Source organism: Psychrobacter sp. AOP7-A1-24, from assembly GCF_052376235.1.
GTDB lineage: Bacteria > Pseudomonadota > Gammaproteobacteria > Pseudomonadales > Moraxellaceae > Psychrobacter.
The window spans coordinates 1-18,198 of record NZ_JBQSVM010000021.1; the positions used below are offsets into that span (position 1 = coordinate 1).

The window sequence follows — 18,198 nt, forward strand, 5'->3', positions numbered from 1 at the left end:
CAATCTTATCTTTCAATCATATATAGTATGCCCAAATAGTAAATCTACGCTATATATACTCACTCTTACCATAACTTTTACTAACTCAATCTCGCTCATAACTCAACTGGATTAAATAAGGATTATTTAATGATAAATACTAAAATAAGTACGGTCACGAAAGCATTACTCGTTGGCTCAGCATTGGCAGCGACTACTATGGCAAGCGCTGCCCTACCGACACAGTGGCAGTTGGATGATTCACATACTCGTGTTGGTTTTTCTGTCAATCACATGGGGTTTTCAACCACCATGGGCCACTTCAATGATGTTAAAGGTATGGTGAATTACGATATCAAAGCACCCGATGAAACGAGCATGAACTTTACCATTGCAACCGACAGTATTGATACAAACTGGGATGCTCGTGACAAGCATTTAAAGAAAGATGAGTTTTTCAACGTCGAAAAGTATCCAACCATGACTTTCAAATCTACTCAGGTCAAATTTATCAATCCACAGCAGGCTAAAGTAACGGGTGACTTCACTCTATTAGGTCAAACCAAACCGCTGACCTTGGATGTCACATTAAATAAAATCGCTAATAGCCCTCTTACTAAAGAGCCAGTCGTTGGTTTCCGTGCTACTGGGACACTTGATCGTGCCGCTTATGGTATGACTGCTTACGCTGATGGCATCACTACCAATGTCCCTATCCAAATCGATGGCGAGCTGGTAGAAAAAACATCGGAGTAACAATCACAACCCTTGAACACTAGCAACTTTTAACAAAAGCAAAAAAGCGGCCTACCTATACAATTAAGGATAGGCTACTTTTTTATCTTGACGTTTTCGCTTCAGTTCATACCTAATAACTAATAACTACTTGGAATAGCGTGACAAATATCAATCTTGTGACGTTATTCCTCGTATCATTAATGGTCACATCTTACAAAATAACAAAGCTAGGCTATTTCTGATTTCATAAGTTTGCCACCTCTCTTGCTTACCCTATCCTTAAGCCAAAATTTTTGACTGACAAACTTCACACATATAGCGACTCGTTGACAAAACTCATGCATGTACTTACGTATTTCCCATCATATCGTCTGTAGTTCTTCGTAAAATAGACATATGAAGATGAAGAAACGCTAAACAATAGAGAATATGAATATTGAAGTTCGGATTTATGTGTTGAACTTAATCCCTTTCGCACATATATCAGGAAACATAGAACACTTAACACATATACCGAGCATGGCCTAATACAGCTGCTATAAAGGATATAATGACGACAATGACTCAGTCTTTCGATAAAAACTACGCTCAATCCTTTAACCGTGACGCTCATTCTGAGGTATTACCTTACGCGGCACAAAACAATCAACCTAAAAAGCGTGTGGGTATTTTAGGCGGTGGTACTGCGGGATCAACGATTGCGATCCGACTGGCGGCGCTAGGTCTAGAGACCTACTTATTTGAGAAGAAAAAATCACTTATTGATGGTCCACCTATGTGCCATTTGCATGCAGGTGGCAACCTATACCGTGAAATACCGGACGAAGATTGCGTAGCACTACTTAAGCAATGTATCGATATATTGCGTTTATACCCGCATACTATTGACGTTCGCCCTACGGTGTTTGCCGTACCGACACGTGACGAAGGACTACCTGAAGATTTACTACCGCGTTTAGATATTTTGACCGATGCTTATCAAGAGCTGATCGAGCAAGATGCCAACAACAAGGTATTAGGTGAGCCAGAAGATTACTATCAGCTTTATAGCCATGAGCAACTGATTGAACTGTCGGAACGTGAGCAAGTCGCTGTACCGAGTACAGTTGATGAGTGGATGATTCCAGTCGCTAGATATTTGGACTTAAACAAAGTTAAATTTCCGTTAATTGTTGTCCAAGAATATGGCTGGAATATTTTTCGTTTAGCAGCTTCTGCCAAGCTTGCGCTTGAAGAATATGATAATGCGCATGTATTCACTGAAACTGCTGTGCAAAGAGTTGTACCAGTAGACTGTGAAAATTGTACTAACGCTGACCATCATGTCACCAAATGGCGTATCGACTATCAACAAGCTCACAATCAAGACAGTGCCTCTCAGCCTGAGTCTATCGAAGTTGATTACTTAGTCAATGCTTGTGGATTCCGTACTGGTGTCATCGATGATATGGTTGGTGTCGAGGTCACGCGTATGGTTGAGTTTAAATCGTCTTATGTGACCCATTGGGACGACGCTGGCGGACAGATACCAGAGATTATCGTCTATGGTCAACGAGGTACTCCAGAGGGGATGGCGCAGCTTACTCCTTATCCTGGCGGATATTTTCAGATTCATGGTATGAGTAATGCCATTACTTTATTTGATGATGGTCTTGTCGCATCGAATGAAAACAGTGCGCAGCCCAAACTGCCACAACAATATGTGCATTATATTGAAGATGGTTGGGATAAAGCACCTCTACAAGCACGTAGCCAGCAAGCAATTGAATACGTGGCTGAGTTTGTACCGACGTTTAACAGCGCACGTACTGTTGGTAACGCGCTATATGGTGGACAGCAGATTCCTGGACAGGATGATACTCTGCGAGTTGCCGATGTGAGTTTATACTCTAATATACGCTATGCCCGTGCAGAAAACGTCAAAGCATCTTCGACCTTGATTGCTGCTGATCAAATAGTTAATGAGCTAACAGATCTAGGTTTGATAGAGAATGATACGCCTATGAATTGTAGTCGCTATGCCCATGAGTGGTCATACCTTGTCCATAACGATAGTCTGGCTGTTGATGAAGTCGCACGTGAGCTCGCTGAGCAACGTGGATTCCCAATCGCGATGGCTCATGTCAATCATAGTATTCGTGAAGTAGCATTGGACGATCTCACGCCTGCTGAAGCCTAGTTAACATGTTTTATTGATAATTTTTTAGTAGACACAAAAAAGGAGCAGATAACTGAGATTTGGTTACCTGCTCCTTTTGTTGCAATAGCTCTTAATATTTAAGCGTTCGCTATGTATTAATCAAGGCTATCCGGATTAGCTATTGCTGCCAGCCATCTTTTCTGTATCTATATCATCATCTATAGTCACCACTGTCTGTAACATATTGATTGCTTCACTGATGGTATTGCATACCACTAGTCGATCCAAATCTTCCTGCTTCATAAAGCCTTGCTCAGTGGTATATTTTAAGTGCTCGATCATACGATCATAAAAACCATTGATATTCAGAATAATCATCGGTTTTTCGTGCTGATACAATTGACGCCACGTAGCGATTTCCATGATTTCTTCTAATGTTCCTAGCCCGCCTGGTAGCGTGATAAAAGCATCGGCATACTCTGCCATGACAGTCTTACGCGTGTGCATAGTGTCAGTCAAATGCAAGCGTGTCAGCTGCTCATGAGCGATTTCGTGCTTGAGCATAAAGGTTGGGATCACACCCACTGCTTGAGCGCCGCCATTGATTACTTCATCCGCAACCGCACCCATTAGACCGATACTAGCGCCACCATACACCAGACCCATGCCGTTCTTTGCCAAGGCACTACCTAGCTCGCGTGCCGCCTGTTCATACACATCACCCTTGCCCAAGCGCGAACCGCAATAAACGGCCACAAGCGGCATTGACAAGGTTGACTTATCGACTGCTTTTTCAATATTTGTAATGTCTTTACTTGTGATTACGTCATAAGTATCATCGTTGATTTTCATTTGCATATAGCTTCCTTAATTATCTATCAGTTCTTATTGAGTGCTTGTTATTAGTGAAGGCTGCATACCGACACCTATCATTTATAGTGTCATGCACATGATTCATAGGACAAACCCAACCAAGTCATACAAAACTTGGAAGTCATATTTGAGCAACTGCCTTGCCAGCATTTATCTTAACATAAGCAATGCTACCACATAGTCACAACGATTTATCACTACGCAACGACTACACTTTTTAGATGAATATCTACTGTTCATCATAGCTCAATATTCATTATCTACTAATAAAAATACTAAGGTATAGCCATGGATAATCATAACGCTTCTCCTACTACCGAGCCATCGAGCTCCGTTGTTAATAACAATCTCACTAATAGAAGTAATATGAATGACTCAAGCAATGTTAATACTTACTCATTAAGTATTATGACCGATCGCAACCAAGCATTGGCAGCCACTATCTATCGCCCTAAAGATGCGCCAAAAAAAGCAATCATGATGGCACCAGCCACAGGTATTAAACGTCACTTTTATCATAATTTTGCGATCTACCTAGCAGAAAGCGGCTTTGGAGTGCTAACCTTTGATAATGAAGGAATCGGTGATTCACTATCGACTGATCTGGCGAAATGTAGCGCTTCATTGATCAGTTGGGGTCGCCACGACATGCCAGCTGTACTGGATGCCTTACAAGATGAGTTTCCTAATGCGTCTTATCATCTTATCGGTCATAGCGCAGGCGGTCAGCTTATTGGCTTGATGCCTAACTATCAGGCGATTGGCTCAGTGTTCAATGTCGCTTGCTCGTCAGGTTGCATCAAAAATATGGGCATGCCTTATAAGCTCAAAGCCATGGGATTTATGGATGCGTTTATTCCATTGACTAATTTAACACTGGGCTATACACCGTCAGATAAAATCGGTATGGGTGAGCCGCTGCCACGCGGTGTGGCTCGTCAATGGCGTGAATGGTGCAACGGCGCAGGCTATGTTAAAACCGGATTTGGCAAAAGCATACAATCGCATTTTTATGATGAGCTCAGTATGCCAGCATTGTGGCTTGGCTTTAGTGATGATGATATCGCCAATAGTGAAAATATGGACGACATGATAAGGGTGTTTACAAAAATGCCTGTAGAAAAGCGATTCTTAGATCCTGAAGATTTTGGACTAAATCATATCGGTCATATGCGCTATTTTAGTAGTAAGACTAATATCAAAGCACCGCAGCTATGGCAGATGGCGGTTAAATGGTTACATGACCAACCATAAGCTTATCGCCATATGACATTTTATATAGTAGACGCGTAGTAATGTAGGTTACTTTTCTGCGTTTTCCGCTTCATCCAGTTTTAAGCGTTTAGTCAGTGCCGAATACAGCGATGGCTGCATGTTATGAATATTGCCTATCATCCATTTAACATAGCTGATGGGCACATCTTTGATCGGCTTGCCTTTATACTTGCCAAACGGCATCTTGCTCACAGGGGTTGCTTTATTAGAGATAGCGTGTGCCGCCGCAAAATCTGTCGGCGCAATCTCTAGACGCTCGCAGCACGCTTTATACAGCAGATAGCACATTCGAGCATCACCAAGCGCATCATGAGCGGCAATCGTCATTGTACTCGCCTCACCCTTACCCAATAGCTGCTCGATACACTTAGACTGACCGTAAGCATGCCACTCTGGAAAGGCGGCCCGCGCAAGCCTTACCGTACAAATCAGCTTAGTAGAAGGACTGCCAATCACACGCCAATCAAAACGTACGTTATGACCAATCAAGTACTCTGGCAATTCGAACTGTTCCAATTCAAAACGCTCAAGTCCAGCCACATCATCATCAATAATGCCATGTACTTTGATGACAATAGGTGAAATGGATCGACCACTGTTGAAGTATTTCATCCACTCAAAACCAGTTGCTACATTGATAGTAGCAACTTGGATAGGTCTAGGGTCACTGCCTTGATCTGTTTCGGTATCGATAACCAGTGCCGTTTCGCACGTGACAGAAATATCAGCAGGCTTAAAAGCATCATTCATAAAGTATTAACCATCAGTAGCAACGTCGAGACACGGTAAAGGTATTACATAGATAAAACTATACTTACTGTCTATATCTTTGTTCATAAGGATATCTATGGGGGTAAAAGCTATAGATAACAATGCGATACATACGTTATGAGACGAAGCTTTTATAATAGAACCTCAAACAACATAAAATACATAAGAGACATTAATGCTAGCAGATGGAAACAACCAGCCTCCCAGACCTTCTTTTTTTAGTCGTTTAATCAGCCTATTGATTAAGGCTATTGTATTGCTAGCACTATTATTTGTCTTCGATAAACTTCTACCCAGTATCAGTCAACAAACACAGTCGTTTGTGGTTGCCAAATGGCAGCAATTGAGTCTATTGCAACAAGAGCTGCCGACAGAAAATAGCTTACCTAGTCCACTACCAGAACGAAACCTGACCGATACTTGGGGCGCTGCACGTAGCCAAGGTCGCTCCCACGAAGGTATCGATATCTTTGCACCGCGCAATACTCCCGTGCAGTCGACTACGCAAGGGGTAGTAAGCAAGGTTGGTGAGAATACATTGGGTGGACGTGTGGTCGTGGTGGTAGGACCGGGTGGTGCAGGACATTACTACGCTCATCTAGAAGACTATGCTGACATCTCCCCCAATGACTGGGTAAACCAAGGCGACGTGATAGGTTATGTGGGTGATAGCGGTAATGCAAAAGGAACGCCGCCACACGTGCATTATGGAATCTATATTAACGGCAATGCGGTGAACCCTTATCCACTTCTGCAAAAGGATTGATAGATATTTGAAAGTATATCGTTGAGCCTAATTTAAAGTAGTGCTAGGTTTATATTAATCAAGAAACTGCTACCAAAAAACTATCCTTAATATAGGCCAAAAATTACATTAGTTGGCCGTAGCAGACCTGACATAGTTTGAAGGAAATACCACACTAAATGTTGACCCTTCCCCTTCTACTGAATCGATTTGCAGTTGCGCTTCGTGCTGGTGCAATACGTGTTTTACAATCGCTAACCCCAACCCTGTACCGCCTGTTGCACGGCTACGGCCTTTGTCAATACGATAAAAACGCTCTGTCAAACGGGCAATATGCTCTGGCGCAATACCGATACCATCGTCTTCGACAGCGAAACGACAGCCATCAGACGCCCTCGTCCAGCTGATGGTGATATTGCCACCCTTTGGTGTATATTTTATTGCATTGATTACCAAGTTAGACAATGCACTATTCAAATACATCTCTGACCCGTACAACCCGTCATACGTATCGATATGCAAATGAATAATGTGTTTATACGCTTGGTTGTACGCTTGTGCATCGTCGTAGATATTGGTCAGTAGCTTAGTCATATCTATGTAATGTAGTTCGTGCGATTCTTCAATTTCGATCTTAGACAGTAGTAGTAAGTCATTTACGATTCTGTTCATACGGGCAGTTTGCTGCGTCATCAGCTCAAAACCACGGCGCCATTGCGGCGGCATGTCGGGTTGATCGGAGAAATTTTCTAGATAGCCCATCATCACAGTCAATGGTGTTCTAAGCTCATGTGAGACATTCGCCACAAAATCTTGACGCATTTGTTCTAAGTGCCTCAGGCGGGTCACATCGTATACAAACAGCAGTTTTTCATCACCGAAAGGCGTCAGTTCGCACTTCAGGTATCGGCTAGGGTCTCGCCATGACTCTATATGGACGCCATCGTTAGGTATCGTTGTGCCTTCATAATACTGGCGGAACTCAGGTACGGCGATAAAGTCAAAGATGTTCTGACCTTTATCCTCTGGTTGCAGTAGCAATAAGTCTTGTGCTGCTTGATTCCACCACTCTAGCCCGTCATTATCATTGAGCAGAATCACGGCATCGCGCAGGGCTCGTAGTGCACTACCGATTTTTTTGAGTTGCTCTGCCGTACTTTGAGTAGAGATTTGCTCTAGTAAAGCTGATTGCTCACTTTGTGCTGGCACTATCTTGTCCATTTTTTATCCTTACCACTATCCGCTGCCTCAATATTGCTGCGGCATTATTTGTACAAGATTAACTTGGCTCAATCAGGCTAGAAAATCGATAGCCTGTTCCACGTACCGTCTGTATCAATGTATCACACTCATAAGGCCGCAGTAACTTACGTAGACGTTTGATATGCACATCGATGGTTCGATCTTCGATATATACATTGCCACCCCACACCTGATCGAGTAGCTGCGTGCGTGTATAGGCGCGCTCAGGGTGACTCATAAAAAATGCCAATAGGCGATACTCTGTGGGCCCAACATCAACGATTTTACCCGCAGCTGTCACACGCTGGCTTTTGGTATCTAAACTTAACTGTCCAATTTCGATAGGTTTGTCGCTACTCATCGCGCTACTACGACGTAGTACAGCTTTGATTCTAGAAATCAGTTCACGAGTCGAAAAAGGCTTGGTCATATAATCATCTGCGCCTGCATCAAGACCATGTACCTTACTGTCTTCTTCGCTTTTTGCCGTTAGCATAATGACGGGTATTTCAGAGAGTAGCTCATCGTTTTTGAGCATGCGACAAAAATCCACACCGCTCTTGTCACCCGGTAACATCCAATCTAACAGTATTAACGACGGTCTGTGATCGACCACTTGCTGATGCGCCTCTGACACGTCAGCTGCTTGCAAGCTATCAAATCCAGCCATCTCTAACGTCATGACAACCATTTCACGAATCGCAGGCTCATCTTCAACAATCAAAATTTGCTCATTATACATAGGACATTCTCGATGTTAGCGGACAAAATCTAGCATGTAAAAAGGCGATATATACTCACCAGTCTCTATCTATTAAACGGATTAATTATGACAGCTTAATGACACTCCAAAATCAGATTTCTAACAAAAAATTAAGCGGCCCATCATTGACGCTCGACACTTGCATATCCGCACCAAACTGACCCGTTGCTACGTTCGAATGTTTGGTTTTGGCATAATCGACCAGTTGTTCAAATAACGCTTGCGCAGCAGCAGGTGCCATCGCACCACCAAAGTCTGGTCGGCGACCTTTGTCTGTTTTTGCCATCAAGGTAAATTGCGAGACTAATAATAGCCCACCACCAACCTGCTGAACGTTTTTATCCAGTTTACCAAATTTAGCAGGATCGTCATCGTTTTCAAAAATACGATAGGTCAGTATTTTATCGATCATACGCTGTGCAGCGGTAAAGTCGTCTTCGTGACCCAAGCCGATATACGACAATACCCCATGCTCAATCTCACCAATACACTGCTGGTCAACGACCACACTAGCGCACTTCACCCGTTGTATGAGTGCTTTCATTTACTGATTCCTTAACAGATTATGGCCATACAATAATATGCTGTCCATGATAAAATACCGTCACTAACTTGACTATTATTTATTACATTACACCTTATTTTGGTAGCCTTATTATGAATGTATTTACCACCTTACAACAGCTTGTGCCGCAGCAAAAGCTCAGTAAAGTCGCTGGACGTTTGGCCGCCAGTCGCCACCCTTATGTCAAACGCACTTTTATTCGTAGCTTTGCCAAAGCTTATAACATCAGCTTAGACGAGTACGAGCGCCAAAGCCTGAACGCTTACGAAAGTTTTAATGACTTTTTTACCCGCGAGCTTAGAGAAGACGCTCGAGCCATCGACGCCACTGCAAACGGTATCGTGAGTCCTGCGGACGGTATTATCTCTCAGTTAGGACAAATCGAAGACCACAAGCTACTGCAAGCAAAAGGTCGTCACTATGATATCGGCCAATTACTTGCTGATAGTGAAGATGGCAATTATTTCGCTGATGGTAGTTTTGCGACCATCTACTTAGCACCTAGTAATTACCACCGTGTGCATATGCCATTTACTGGCACATTGACCAAGACTCGCTATGTCCCTGGCACCCTGTTTTCGGTCAACAATACTACGGCGGCTAATGTGCCGGATTTGTTTGCGCGTAATGAGCGTCTGGTATGTATGTTTGATACCAAGTATGGCAAAGCAGCTGTTGTGATGGTTGGCGCTATGATCGTCGCTGGTATTGAAACTGTCGCCACTGGCAAGATTGCTCGTACTGACGACATATTCGAGTCCGATCATGACATGCAGTTTGCGGCAGGCGAAGAGCTTGGACGCTTCTATTTGGGCTCAACAGCTATCGTGGTGTTACCAAAAACGGCAAGGGCTGACTGGCTAGATAACATGCAAGCCAACGGCATCGTGCAAATGGGCCAGTTGCTAGGAATGGCGAACGCTCAATAACATACTTGTATAAAAACACTCAAAATATTAACCCAGTTAAGCGTACATCATCATGCTTAACTGGGCTTTTTTTATACCGGTTATCTATGTAGATTTACGCATCAATCAGCCAGCCCTGCTGAGTTGCATATTTAATATTACGTGAGAGCCAATCATGGATAGGAGGAAAGCTATCTTTGATAAATGCATGAGCACCCGCCACCTGCGAGCGCGTGACGCCAAGCTCAATCCATGTTGTGCCGTTGGTATTTAGATTAAGTAAAAACGGCAATAAGCGATCGACCACTCTGAGTAACTGGCTCTCTTTGCTACTTCCTGTTTCTTGGGCTTCCCACACCTCGCTTAAATCATTAATGCCATTACCTCGCTCACGTTGTAATCTGGCAATGCCAGCACGCTCTTCAACATGCGCATCTTTGCGCGTATCAGCATACAAAAAAGTATCGCCCGCATCAATTTCACCTAAATCATGGACTAGCGCCATCTTCAGTAGGTTTTCATGATTGACGTCCAACGCAAATAATTCAGCAATCGACCAACAAGCCATCGCCAAATGCCAAGAATGTTCGGCAGAGTTTTCTTTACGAGTGGTCTGTGTCACATAGCTGCGACGATTGACTCTTTTGAGCGCATCTAACTCCAATAAGAAATGAGTGACATCGTCGATATCGATATGTGAAGTAGATTTTGGGTCAGTTAATGATATAGAGCTGGCTTGTGGCATGATTTTTCTCTGTACTTCTCTAGTTATTGGTTATTAATACTTATAATTCTGAAGATTTTACGTTTTATTGCTAAAGGTATTATAGTTAGCTTGATATCCTACGAGCGTTAGCAGATGGTTGCCATAATCAAAAAAAATAGCGCTTATTTTACCAAGCACTATTTATTATAAGTCGGTCAATAAACAAGCGAACTGAATCCCTATTTATCCAAGTCTTTAAGCAACTAAAGCTTAACCACCTACTTAATTAAATTAATAATGGTTTTAAATGCAGGATCTTCACTGCTGCGGCACAGCTCAAATAAGATTGATTCAACAGTGCTGATTACGCCGCCCGCACGGCGAATACGGCGAATTGCTTGCTTTTTATCGTAAGGGAAACGAGAACCCACCGCGTCACCAATGATGACTGGCTGCATACCATTATCCAATAAATCTAGAGCCGTCTGCATAATACAGACATGCGCCTCAGCACCAAAAAGTAGCACAGTGCTTCGGTTTTGCTGTGCCAGATGATGCCATGAGTCGTTGTTATCGCAGGCACTAAACGTCACCTTTTCAAAGCTTTTGGCATTATCTTCTTCGAGTACTTCGCGTAGCTCTGGCAAGGTATCGCCTAATCCTTTTTTATATTGCTCATTGAGCATGATGGGAACATTGAGCGCCTGCAACCCTTTAATAAGAGTAACGGTTTTTTTGATGATATTTTCGTGATCATAGATATGCGGCGTTAAGCGCTCTTGCACATCAACAATCATGGCTTGGGTATTCTCACGAGCGATTCGATAGGTGCGATCATTAATCATAGTACACTCCTTGTACGACTGACAGTTTCAACTAAAAGCTATTTTAGAATTATCATAAACATTGCCATAGTTCATCTTTCTCTTATTTAGTCATAGTTTCATGAATGCGTCAATGGAGATAATTTTAATCGCTGTAATACTTTGATTTTCGACTCCATGATTTACTAACTGGCTAAACATTCATTTAACCCATAAAAAAACCTCCAGCCGTTATGACTAGAGGTTTTTTATTAGCAGGTAACTATTTATTGAATGTTCAAATAGTCTTACTTATACAAATGAGACTATACGAAATACTCAATATTAAACACGCTCAATAACAGTAGCGATACCTTGGCCAAGACCAATACACATCGTCGCTAGACCGATTTCAGTATCCGACTGCTCCATTGCGTTTAGCAATGTTACGGTGATACGAGCGCCAGAACACCCTAATGGATGACCTAGAGCAATGGCACCACCGTTGATGTTGACGATGTCTTGCTTGTCAGTCAAGTTCAGACCTTTTAGTACTGATAGACCTTGAGCAGCAAATGCTTCGTTCAGCTCGATGGTCTGCATATCATCAAGACTCATGCCAGCACGTTTCAGCGCTTTTTGGGTAGCAGGAACAGGACCATAACCCATGATAGCGGCATCACAGCCAGCAACAGCCATGCTACGGATACGAGCGCGTGGTTTTAGACCTAGGTCTTTAGCTTTTTGTGCGCTCATTACTAGCATCGCTGACGCACCGTCAGATAACGCAGATGAAGTAGCAGCCGTCACCGTACCGCCTTTTGGATCAAACGCTGGACGTAGCTTTTGCATTTGCTCCATTGTTGCGTCTGGACGAATCACTTCATCAACCGTACATAGTTGTAGACGGCCAGCAGCATCATGACCTTCGATACCGATGATTTCATTGTCAAAACGACCTTCAGTGGTTGCAGCCCATGCACGGCGATGTGACTCAAGACCAAACGCGTCTTGCTCTTCGCGCGTGATGTTGTTCATACGACCTAGCATTTCAGCTGTCAAGCCCATCATATTTGACGCTTTTGCATAATGTTTAGAAGCAGCAGGGTTCAAATCAACACCGTGCATCATGCCTACGTGGCCCATATGCTCAACACCACCGATGATGAAGATATCACCTTGGTTAGTCATGATTTGAGCAGCCGCAGTATGTAGCGCTTGCATAGAAGAACCACATAGACGGTTAACCGTTTGGCCACCGGCGGTTTTTGGGATACCAGCTAGTAAACCGATGTTACGACCGATGTTCAAGCCTTGCTCTAGCGTTTGGTTTACACAGCCCCAGATAATATCTTCGATATCATTGGTGTCAAAGTCATTACGTTCTACTAGCGCACGTACTAGTTCCGCCGACATGCTGTCAGCACGTACATGACGGAACATACCGTTTTTGGTCTTGCCCATTGCCGAGCGTACGCCATCTACGATGACCACATCTTTTGGACTTAAAGTTGTCATACTATCTTCCTTTTCAATTTTTATTGTCAGTGTAGTCAGCCCTACTTACAACTATTACCTCATTAATCTTGCTCAAAGTACAATAGGTACATTTGCGCTTGATTTCCTTGTACTAGCCCTAAACCGAACCAACTATAATCGTACGTTTACTACTGGAGACGATTCATGCCTCAATTGCTTTCATGCAAAATAATAAACGTACGGCACTTCATCCTAGTAATGACTGACTATTACGCTGTTGCGTAAAAAGTCTCGCCTGCAGCTGCCATGTCGCGAATCTTTTGCGGCGCTTCATAAGCTTTGCCAAGATGTGCGTACTTTTCACATAGTGCCAAGTAGTTATCTAGACCCATTTGGTCAACATAACGGCAAGGGCCACCTCGGAATGGAGGGAAACCTACACCCATAATCATCGCCATATCAGCCTCAGCAGGCGTGCTTACGATGTTATCTTCTAGGCAGCGAACAGTTTCGTTACAGAAGGCAATCATAGTGCGATCGATGATTGCTTGATCGTCAAACTCTTGCTTTTCGCTATCAGTCGTGGCTTTTAGCAACTCGTAAGTAGCTTCATCAGCAACTTTCTTTGGCTTTCCGCGCTTGTCTGTTTCGTATTTATAGAAGCCGATACCGTTTTTCTGACCTAGACGCTCATTGTCATATAGATGCTGGATAGCACCTTTGTAGTCAGGCTTCATGCGATCTGGGAAACCGTCAGCCATAACTTCTGCGCCGTGTACACCTGTATCTAGACCGACCACGTCGATTAGATAAGCAGGACCCATTGGCCAGCCGAATTTTTCCATGACTTTATCGACATGAGCAAAGTCAGCGCCTTGCTTAACTAGCAAGTCAAACGCACCGAAGTATGGGAACAATACACGGTTGACCAAGAAGCCTGGGCAGTCATTAACCACAACTGGCACTTTACCCATTTTAGAAGCTAGTGCAACAGTAGTCGCAACCGCTTCTTCAGATGATTTCTCACCGCGGATAACTTCTACCAATGGCATACGGTGTACTGGGTTAAAGAAATGCATACCAACGAAGTTTTCTGGACGCTCAAGTGCTTCTGCTAGATAAGTAATAGAGATAGTCGAGGTGTTTGACGCTAGGATACAATCGTCTTTTACTAGACCTTCTACTTCTTTTAGTACCGCACGTTTCACGTTTGGATTTTCTACGACCGCTTCGATAACGATATCAGTCTCAGCAAAATCACCGTAGTTCAAAGTAGGACGGATACGACTTAACGTTTCACCCATTTTCGCTGGGGTCATTTTCTTACGTTCAACCATTTTACCAAGCAACTTGCTGGCTTCGCCCATACCAAGGTCTAATTGCTCAGACTTGATATCTTTCATGATGATTGGCAAGCCTTTGCTGGCTGCTTGATACGCGATACCGCCGCCCATGATACCAGCACCTAGTACAGCCGCTTCATTGATTTCATGTGCTTGTTTACTGTGTTGCTTCGCTAGCTTTTTAACCAATTGATCATTCAAGAATAGACCAACCAAGCTTTCTGCTTGTGGCGTCTTAGCCGCTTTAGCAAAACCAGCAGCTTCTACTTCGATCGCTTTATCACGTGGTAAGTTGACGTGTTTTTCGATGGCGCCGATCGCTAGTGCTGGCGCTGGATATTGCTTGGGGTTGGCTTTAGCAAAAATAGCACCTTTGGCACTGTTGAACGCCATGGCTTGCTCAAGCTGGTTTAGCTTAACTGGAGCCAGTTTTTCTTCGCGTTTTGCTTTCCAATCAAGCTCACCTGAGATACATTTTTTGACTAGGTCAATTGCTGCATCTTGCAAGTCGTCAGCAGGTACAGTCGCATCAACCAAGCCTAGCTTCAATGCTGGCAATGCTTTCTTTGGGCTACCAGTAGCGATCAGCTCAAGTGCGTTATCGATACCGATGATACGCGTACTACGAACAGTACCACCAAAACCTGGGAAGATACCTAGCTGAGTTTCTGGCAGACCGATGATTGCTTTGTCACTCATGACACGGTATTCACAAACCAAAGTCATTTCACAACCGCCGCCCATCGCCGCGCCATTAATGGCAGCAATTTTCGGGAATGGCAAATCTTCAAAACGATTGAACGCGTCATTGACATGAACGACCCAATCTTTGATCTCGCTTTCTGATTTTTTGAAAGAACCGACGAACTCTGTGATATCAGCACCAGCGATAAACACGCCTTTGGCTGAGGTTACGATAAGACCTTTTACGTCGTCAGCTTTTTCTAAGGCACTAACTGCTTCACCAAACTGCTTGTTGGTTTCGGCATCAAATTTGTTCACGCTCTCATTTTCGGCGTTGTACTGCATATTGGCGATGCCATCCTCTAGCATTGTCACCGTGATGCGATTTCCTTGGTATACCATTTGAAACTCCTTTCTATATAACGAAAGCTACGTTTTTAATTAAAATAAATAGCCAGTTACTGTTAGTAAAATGGGTAAGAGCACTGTGCGCTTGTCATGTTATAAAGACAAACATATAACCAGCTCACCAGTGAATATGTCTTTATTATCCAGCACTCATAATGATGCACGTATTTTGCGTCTCTTGCATGACATCATATAGCGCTTCATTTATATACTGCTGTTGCAGGTACTGATGTTCAAAATACTGACTGAGACTTGGTCTAGCACTCAGTATCGACGATTGAGCTTCCTGAGAAGAAACTCAGTAAGGTCATCATCAGACCATTTTCACGTCAATTAGTGTAGGGGATTATGCCCCTAACTGTCACAAGCTAATACCATACTCGCAAGTCACTCTTAAATCACTTGCAGGCATTTACCTTGCGCTAAAAGTGTTTTAGTGAATAAATGTATACTGAATTGTCATTTTAGATTTATTTCGTGTTTTTGACGTAATGTATGCCATCTTTGGAATGACAGTCCGTTACCACTAATTAATAATTGCCTTTTAATTAATGCCATTTAGCTACTGTAATGAGATTCACGCACCAGTCTAGCTTGCTCTTTTATCAGAACATATTCAACCAAAGAGTGACATCATCCATCCGTAACGAAATCTTGTCGTTATATTGCAGCTAAGACTGCTCTGTTTTTTAAATGGACTTTGGCAGAAAAGTGCAAAAAAACATCGATTGATACCGTGTGTCACATAAGCGATATGACCTATCATGCTACACTAATAGCGTTTTTACCTTATCCCTAATAAGTTTTACTATATCCCTGATAAATGGTTGGATTATGACTGTTTCCCTTACTTCTAGTACTACCTCTACTGGCTTTATGCTTTCTGACTTTATCTCTTTCCAAAGCACTGAGCAATTTCACGGTGCAGTACGCGCCCAACTGGCGCAAGATATTGAGGTTTTGTTTGCTTATGCCAAGCTCCCTAGTCCGCTGGTAGATGCTTGCCGTTATGTCATGACTGGACAAGGTAAACTCGTTCGTCCATTGATGGTGGCTAGCGCTTTTGCCAGTATTAATAAATATTCAGACGATAGTAATGATGACGTTGATACCCTTAGTGGGGATCTAGATGCGCTAATAGAAAACGACTCGGATTACGATATGTCGCGCCGTGCTGCATTGGCGGTGGAGCTGCTACATACTTATTCATTGGTACATGATGATTTGCCGTGTATGGATGATGACGCACTGCGTCGTGGGCAGCCGACTGCCCATATTGTCTTCGATGAAGCGACGGCTCTACTGGCAGGAGATGTATTGCAGACGCTAGCCTTTGAAGTATTAACCGCAGAAATGCCAACCTTTGCGCCATTTGATGCAGATATTGCAAGTCAGCTATTGGCAATATTTGCGCCGCGCGCCAGACGCATGGTGTCTGGTCAAATGCTCGATCTAAACGCTGAAGCCAGTGCCAATATCGCGCAGAATGATCTAGAAGCCATTCATCGCGATAAAACAGGCGCATTGATTGAGGCATCGATGCTGATGGGCGGCGTCTGTGCTGGTGCAACTGCCCCGCAGCGTATGGCACTACAAGAGTGCGCGCAACATATCGGTCTAGCCTTTCAAGTGCAGGACGATGTGCTAGACGTCACCATGACGACTGATACCCTTGGTAAACCTGCGGGTAGCGATGAAAAACTAGATAAATCAACCTATGTAAAACTGATGGGTGTCGATGATGCGACCAGCTATGCGCAATCGCTATTCAATGATGGACGCGCAGCAATCCGTCGTGAGCTTGGTAGCGACAAAAAAAGCATTGGCACAGACAATGACGCGCTACTAGCACTGATTGAATGGCTTTGGTCACGTAAAAAGTAACTTGTCGAATAAGCGACAATAAAAGATATCGTAGTAAACTTTATTACCCAAAACGGCAGTGAGTGGTCAACATGGACAGTTCCCCTACCCCGCGCATTTATCTTGGCACTGGTGGTTATAGCGATACCGATTTGCTCGGTACGCTGTACCCTACTGGCACTAAAAAGACTGATTTCTTACGTGAATATGCCAAGCAATACGGCGCAGTCGAGATTAATAGCACCTTTTATGCCCCCATCGGACAAAAAGCCTTTGCTGGGATGATTGATAAAGCTTATGTACAGGCGGACAGCGAGTTAAAATTTGCCGTCAAACTGCATCAAGACTTTACTCATGCACGTAAAGGCACTGCCGAGCATGCACAAGCATTTCTCAACGCCTTATCCCCACTTATCGAAGCAAACGCTTTAGCGCCTTTATTACTTCAGTTCCCACACGGCTTTGACCGTACTCGTGAGCATCGTTTATATCTAGCAGATCTTGTCAGTTGGTTTCAAGACTATCCACTCGCTATTGAGTTTCGTCATAACGGCTGGCATACGCCGCAAGTGGTCGATAGCTTTGTGCAGCAAGGACTGATTTGGTGTAGCGTTGATTATCCAAAGGTTGGCGGATTACCGCCGTCACGATTGATATTTACTGAGCGCACGGGCTATCTACGCATGCACGGCAATAATACGGGCTGGTGGGATGCCATGAGCGCGGCTGACCGTCATGACTATCGTTATAGTGAGGCGGAGATGCAGGACTGGGCGCAGGCGATTGCCAATCAGCATCAGCATTTTGATACGCTTTATATTTTCTTTCAAAATACTGTCAATGCGCATGCCTATTATAATATTGCGACGCTGCGAGAAGCGTTGAGTAGATTTAGGTTTGAGGTGATTTAACT

General features: G+C 43.6%; 16 protein-coding genes. 7 read left to right on the plus strand and 9 right to left on the minus strand.

The window, feature by feature from the left end; all coding sequences use genetic code 11:
* Nucleotides 1–129 precede the first annotated feature (129 nt).
* A complete protein-coding gene (locus tag ACT3QQ_RS08610; protein ID WP_444527677.1) occupies nucleotides 130–735 on the plus strand; it encodes a YceI family protein in 606 nt (201 codons plus the stop codon).
* A 532-nt stretch (nucleotides 736–1,267) separates the two neighbouring features.
* On the plus strand, nucleotides 1,268–2,896 hold the full coding sequence (locus ACT3QQ_RS08615; protein ID WP_444527678.1) for an FAD-dependent oxidoreductase: 1,629 nt from the start codon (nucleotides 1,268–1,270) through the stop codon (nucleotides 2,894–2,896).
* Nucleotides 2,897–3,031: 135 nt separating this feature from the next.
* On the opposite strand, the gene ACT3QQ_RS08620 is transcribed toward ACT3QQ_RS08615, so the two are convergent.
* On the minus strand, nucleotides 3,032–3,715 hold the full coding sequence (locus ACT3QQ_RS08620; protein WP_444527679.1) for a TIGR00730 family Rossman fold protein: 684 nt from the start codon (nucleotides 3,713–3,715) through the stop codon (nucleotides 3,032–3,034).
* A gap of 303 nt (nucleotides 3,716–4,018) precedes the next feature.
* Between ACT3QQ_RS08620 and ACT3QQ_RS08625 the strand changes: the two genes are divergently transcribed.
* Nucleotides 4,019–4,984 (plus strand): alpha/beta hydrolase family protein, encoded by a 966-nt coding sequence (locus ACT3QQ_RS08625; RefSeq protein ID WP_444527680.1) that lies wholly within the window; start codon nucleotides 4,019–4,021, stop codon nucleotides 4,982–4,984.
* A 48-nt stretch (nucleotides 4,985–5,032) separates the two neighbouring features.
* Here the strand turns inward: ACT3QQ_RS08625 and ACT3QQ_RS08630 are convergent, their stop codons facing one another.
* Complete coding sequence (locus tag ACT3QQ_RS08630; RefSeq protein WP_444527681.1) at nucleotides 5,033–5,755, minus strand: putative quorum-sensing-regulated virulence factor; 723 nt, start codon at nucleotides 5,753–5,755, stop codon at nucleotides 5,033–5,035.
* Nucleotides 5,756–5,951: 196 nt separating this feature from the next.
* Here ACT3QQ_RS08630 and ACT3QQ_RS08635 point away from each other — a divergent pair, with 196 nt between their 5' ends.
* On the plus strand, nucleotides 5,952–6,542 hold the full coding sequence (locus ACT3QQ_RS08635) for a M23 family metallopeptidase (protein WP_444527682.1): 591 nt from the start codon (nucleotides 5,952–5,954) through the stop codon (nucleotides 6,540–6,542).
* A 108-nt stretch (nucleotides 6,543–6,650) separates the two neighbouring features.
* Here the strand turns inward: ACT3QQ_RS08635 and phoR are convergent, their stop codons facing one another.
* The 3 genes from phoR to dtd all read right to left on the minus strand — a co-directional run bounded on the left by phoR (nucleotide 6,651) and on the right by dtd (nucleotide 9,070).
* A complete protein-coding gene (gene phoR / locus ACT3QQ_RS08640; RefSeq protein WP_444527683.1) occupies nucleotides 6,651–7,742 on the minus strand; it encodes a phosphate regulon sensor histidine kinase PhoR in 1,092 nt (363 codons plus the stop codon).
* 58 nt (nucleotides 7,743–7,800) lie between these two features.
* Entirely contained in the window at nucleotides 7,801–8,505 is a 705-nt protein-coding gene (phoB, locus tag ACT3QQ_RS08645; protein ID WP_444521230.1) for a phosphate regulon transcriptional regulator PhoB, read from the minus strand.
* Between the two features lie 112 nt (nucleotides 8,506–8,617).
* Nucleotides 8,618–9,070, minus strand: coding sequence for a D-aminoacyl-tRNA deacylase (dtd, locus tag ACT3QQ_RS08650; RefSeq protein WP_444527684.1), 453 nt, complete (start codon nucleotides 9,068–9,070; stop codon nucleotides 8,618–8,620).
* A 113-nt stretch (nucleotides 9,071–9,183) separates the two neighbouring features.
* Here dtd and asd point away from each other — a divergent pair, with 113 nt between their 5' ends.
* Nucleotides 9,184–10,020: an archaetidylserine decarboxylase gene (gene asd, locus ACT3QQ_RS08655; RefSeq protein WP_444527685.1), complete on the plus strand. Its 837-nt coding sequence runs from the start codon at nucleotides 9,184–9,186 to the stop codon at nucleotides 10,018–10,020.
* Between the two features lie 94 nt (nucleotides 10,021–10,114).
* Here the strand turns inward: asd and ACT3QQ_RS08660 are convergent, their stop codons facing one another.
* From ACT3QQ_RS08660 to fadB, 4 genes are all read right to left on the minus strand, one after another.
* Complete coding sequence (locus ACT3QQ_RS08660; protein ID WP_444527686.1) at nucleotides 10,115–10,744, minus strand: HD domain-containing protein; 630 nt, start codon at nucleotides 10,742–10,744, stop codon at nucleotides 10,115–10,117.
* A gap of 239 nt (nucleotides 10,745–10,983) precedes the next feature.
* The gene (locus ACT3QQ_RS08665; protein ID WP_444527687.1) at nucleotides 10,984–11,550 is read right to left on the minus strand and encodes an isochorismatase family protein; all 567 of its coding nucleotides are present in this window, start codon (nucleotides 11,548–11,550) and stop codon (nucleotides 10,984–10,986) included.
* A gap of 303 nt (nucleotides 11,551–11,853) precedes the next feature.
* On the minus strand, nucleotides 11,854–13,026 hold the full coding sequence (fadA, locus tag ACT3QQ_RS08670; protein ID WP_444521235.1) for an acetyl-CoA C-acyltransferase FadA: 1,173 nt from the start codon (nucleotides 13,024–13,026) through the stop codon (nucleotides 11,854–11,856).
* A 230-nt stretch (nucleotides 13,027–13,256) separates the two neighbouring features.
* Nucleotides 13,257–15,416 carry a fatty acid oxidation complex subunit alpha FadB gene (fadB, locus tag ACT3QQ_RS08675; RefSeq protein WP_444527688.1) on the minus strand — a complete coding sequence of 720 codons (2,160 nt, stop codon included), beginning with the start codon at nucleotides 15,414–15,416 and terminating at the stop codon, nucleotides 13,257–13,259.
* Nucleotides 15,417–16,256: 840 nt separating this feature from the next.
* Here fadB and ACT3QQ_RS08680 point away from each other — a divergent pair.
* Both ACT3QQ_RS08680 and ACT3QQ_RS08685 read left to right on the plus strand, forming a co-directional pair.
* A complete protein-coding gene (locus ACT3QQ_RS08680; RefSeq protein WP_444527689.1) occupies nucleotides 16,257–17,306 on the plus strand; it encodes a polyprenyl synthetase family protein in 1,050 nt (349 codons plus the stop codon).
* 71 nt (nucleotides 17,307–17,377) lie between these two features.
* The gene (locus ACT3QQ_RS08685) at nucleotides 17,378–18,196 is read left to right on the plus strand and encodes a DUF72 domain-containing protein (protein ID WP_444527690.1); all 819 of its coding nucleotides are present in this window, start codon (nucleotides 17,378–17,380) and stop codon (nucleotides 18,194–18,196) included.
* Nucleotides 18,197–18,198: the final 2 nt, after the last annotated feature.